Annotated in this window: 2 protein-coding genes and 1 pseudogene; 1 reads left to right on the top strand and 2 read right to left on the bottom strand. The window is 59.3% G+C overall.

What is annotated here, in order from left to right:
• On the top strand, nt 1-2020 hold a 2020-nt coding region (locus WA989_RS02225; protein ID WP_424338897.1), incomplete at its 5' end, for an acyltransferase family protein.
• Nucleotides 2021-2060: 40 nt separating this feature from the next.
• Here WA989_RS02225 and WA989_RS02220 read toward each other — a convergent pair.
• Both WA989_RS02220 and WA989_RS02215 read right to left on the bottom strand, forming a co-directional pair.
• On the bottom strand, nt 2061-3023 hold the full coding sequence (locus WA989_RS02220; RefSeq protein ID WP_424338896.1) for a hypothetical protein: 963 nt from the start codon (nt 3021-3023) through the stop codon (nt 2061-2063).
• 32 nt (nt 3024-3055) lie between these two features.
• Nucleotides 3056-3566, bottom strand: a pseudogene (locus tag WA989_RS02215) (hypothetical protein); the annotation flags it as partial.

Genomic DNA, 3566 nt, shown 5'->3' with positions numbered 1-3566 from the left:
GCCAACGACAGATCAGACCAGACCGCGTCATACACTTGATTACAGACCTGACATTGACGGCCTGCGCGCCGTCGCCATCCTGGCTGTGCTCGTATTCCACCTCGGCTTCGCCTCCCTCGAGGGCGGTTTCCTGGGTGTCGACGTCTTTTTCGTTATATCCGGCTTTCTGATCACCGCCATCATCGAGAAGCGCGACGAGAGAAAGACCTTCACCTTCAAGGACTTCTATTTCGGCCGCGTCCGGCGTCTCTTTCCCGCCATGCTGGCAACTGTTATCGCAACCCTGATCGCCGCGGTTGCGATCATGACGCCAGACGATCTTATGCGGTTTACCAATTCCGGCCTCGGCGCTGTCCTCTCCGTCTCGAACTTCGTCTTCTACGCAGAGGCCGGATATTGGGATACAGCGTCTGAGCTGAAGCCTCTGCTGCACACATGGTCGCTCGGTGTGGAAGAACAGTTCTACCTGTGCTGGCCTGCCCTCCTGCTGCTCATATTCCGCATGTTCCGGCGGGCGGCATGGCTGGCCATGCTGCTGATTACGGTCGCAGGAATTGTGCTAAGCGAATGGATGATCCGCGTCGATCCGTCCGCCGCCTTCTACCTGTTTCCGTTCCGCGTGTTTGAATTTTCAATGGGCGCGCTGGTGCTCTATCTCAGCCGATCCGGCCTCTGGAAGACGCTTGGCAGCCTGAATGGTGTCCGGGACTTTGTTTTCGTGCTCGGGCTGATCGTGACACTCGGCTCGATCTGGTTGCTTGGTGGCGAAACGCCTTTCCCCGGCCTCAACGCATTGCCCGTCGTTATGGGCGCAGGCGCCATGATTCTCGCCTCTGCCGGCGAGGGAAAGCGGGTCGTGGCGCCTTTGCTTCTGTCGAATCCGGTCGCCGTGTGGATCGGCCGCGTCTCCTATTCGATGTACCTTGTGCACTGGCCGATCATCGCGCTCTACCGATACCAGACGGGCTCTGAACTCATCCTCATAGAACAGGCCGGTCTCGCGGCGGCGACGCTCTTTGCGACGCTCCTTCTTCATTATGGTGTGGAACGCCGGTTCCGCTACCGCACACCAGAACGGCCCAAACGAGAGCCATTATCACCCACAGCCTTCGCGTTCTCGACCTTTGCCGTCTGCTATGCCTGCACGCTCGTCTTCATGCAGATCCAGCTGAACCAGGGCTGGTCCTGGCGGTTCGAAGCAATTGCGCTAACGCCCGAGCAGATCGAGGCCGGCAATGTCAAAAGACGCGAACGCACCCAATATGCCTGCCGCATTCGGGATTACGGCGCCTCGCCGGACTGCGATGAGGAAAAGCCCATCCAAATTCTTGTCTATGGCGATTCACACGAGACTGACGGCTACAACTTCCTCGCATCTGCCTACGGCGCAAGGCGGGACATCAATGTCACCTTGTTCGGCTCGATCAATGATTGCAGCGATCTGAAAAAGACGGGTAATCGCTGGGTCACTTCAAGCGATCGATGTTCGGCCCGGTTGGACCGGCTCTTCGACGAAAGCTTCATGCGCAATATCGATATTATGGTCTATAGCGGCAGCCGCCCCTATAGCGCCGACAAAGGCGATATTGTCGGCATTCTGGAGACACTGAAGGAACGCTTCCCGGATGTGCGGATCGTCACGCATGGTGGCTTGCTGGTGACGAAGATTCACTGCTCAAGGCTGGTGAACGAGGCTGGCAGCCTGGAGGCCTGCCTGAACGAGGAACAGGTCGAGTATTTCGAGGATGAGCCAGGGCGCTATCCCTATTTCGGCCGTGTCATGGCTATCAGCGCGGCCTTCATCGATCGGGTCGACCTGCTGTGCCCCGGACGGGAAGTCACTAATTGCATCGCCTCCCCAGGCGACGGCATTCCGATGATGTATGACCGAACCCATCTTTCGCTGGAGTACGCCGAGAGGTCGGGGCGCCTGTTTGCACGCGAGAATCCACGATTCCTGGACGATGTTCTTGCCCAACCTGCAAACACGACCGTCGCTAGCGCGCAATTCACAGATTAGCACCGATTTGTTCGCCAGTTGCGCCGGTCGTCTTGCGCCCTCAAGCAAACACATCCGGCGCTTGCGTAATACTACCGCCGCGCGGATCGGTCTTTGCGGCGAGTGCCGCCGGGCCGGCCCACATGTAGATGAAGAAGCCCTGCAGGAGCAGCCAGCCGAGATAGGCCGTCGCCAGCGGGCCAAGCACATCAAAGGTCATGATCAGGTTGAACAGGGCGAGCGGGTTGTCTGCAGCGCTTTCGAAGGCAGCCACCTGGTTCATCAGGGCGGCCATAACGCTCGTTCCGAAGACGAACCAGGTGATCACCGCGGCAAACCATATGATGATGGCGAGCACGATATAGGCCCCCAGTAGCGACCAGAAACGGCCTCTGGACGCGCCCCAGGCGTCGAAGAATTTGATTTTTCTGTCGCGGACCGTCATCGCCGAGGCCGGCGCCAGCCGGATCACGAGCCACAGCCAGACAAAGCCGATAATGGCGAAAGCGGCCACAAAGGTGATCGCCCCGGCCACTTCATTGTCGAGCGCATAGACGATCGATCCGGTCGTGACGGACACGGCCATGAAGGTCGCGATCTGACAGAAGAACATGAAGACAAACCAGATCAGGCCAACGACGATCAGCCTCAGTTCATCCCCGCCGAGCCGCATCCGGAAGCCCTCATCGCGCACATAGTGCCGCTGCACGGCCGCCTCGAACACGGCCCAGAACAGGATGCCGAGCACGATCATGGCAATGTAGGAAAAGACCAGCCAGCCTGCGATCTCGGTGATGCGCCGCACGAAGATCGCTTCCATTTCCGATTCGCTTTGTCCCTGGACGACGTCAATGAACACGCCGAACCAGATATCGAGGAAGGGTTTGAACAGGACATAGCCGACAGCGGCAATCAGAAGGGCCGTCACGCCATAGGCGATCAGGTATTTCCAGACAAAACCGCGCGGCCCCTCCGTCCTCGCAAAGTGCAAAAACGCATTGTCGAATGTAAACCTATGCGCCATCGCGGGTTGGCCCCCCAAACCTGTGGATAGGATCAGCCAAATGTCATATCCGCGTCAACTCTGTTTGGCGCAAGCCGCTGATAGATCGCCACGGCCAGCCCGTGTCCAAGCCAGTAGAACGGCGCCATGACAAGCGTCCCGGCCCCGATGGCAATGGCTCTGATCGCATACTGGTCCTCGGTGAGGCCTTCAGGCGCGCCCGTGAACGGCGAAAAAACCGACCCCAGCCCCGCCGCATACATGATGCCGGTCGCAACCAGGGTGAGCACAAGCCAGGGCAGAAGCTGCAGGAAGCACCAGAGCAGCGCGATGCGCGCGGCATGGCCTGACGTCCACGACCAGCTGCGGAAGATAGTGAGATTGCGCTCTGCCACGGTCGCCGCGCCGAACAGGAACAGGCGCAGGCCGAGCCAGACCAGAGACGCTGCCGCCAGGAGCAGAAGCAGATAGAGCACAATGGCACCGCCCGACGACGACAACGTTCTGAGAGACTGCCAGACAGCCACACCGGAATCGGCTGTGTTCGATGGATCATAACCGGCG

It is taken from the genome of Henriciella sp., from assembly GCF_049649345.1.
Taxonomy (GTDB): Bacteria; Pseudomonadota; Alphaproteobacteria; order Caulobacterales; family Hyphomonadaceae; genus Henriciella.
Note: the sequence above shows the minus strand (reverse complement) of the source record. Positions and strands in the feature narration are given on the sequence as shown.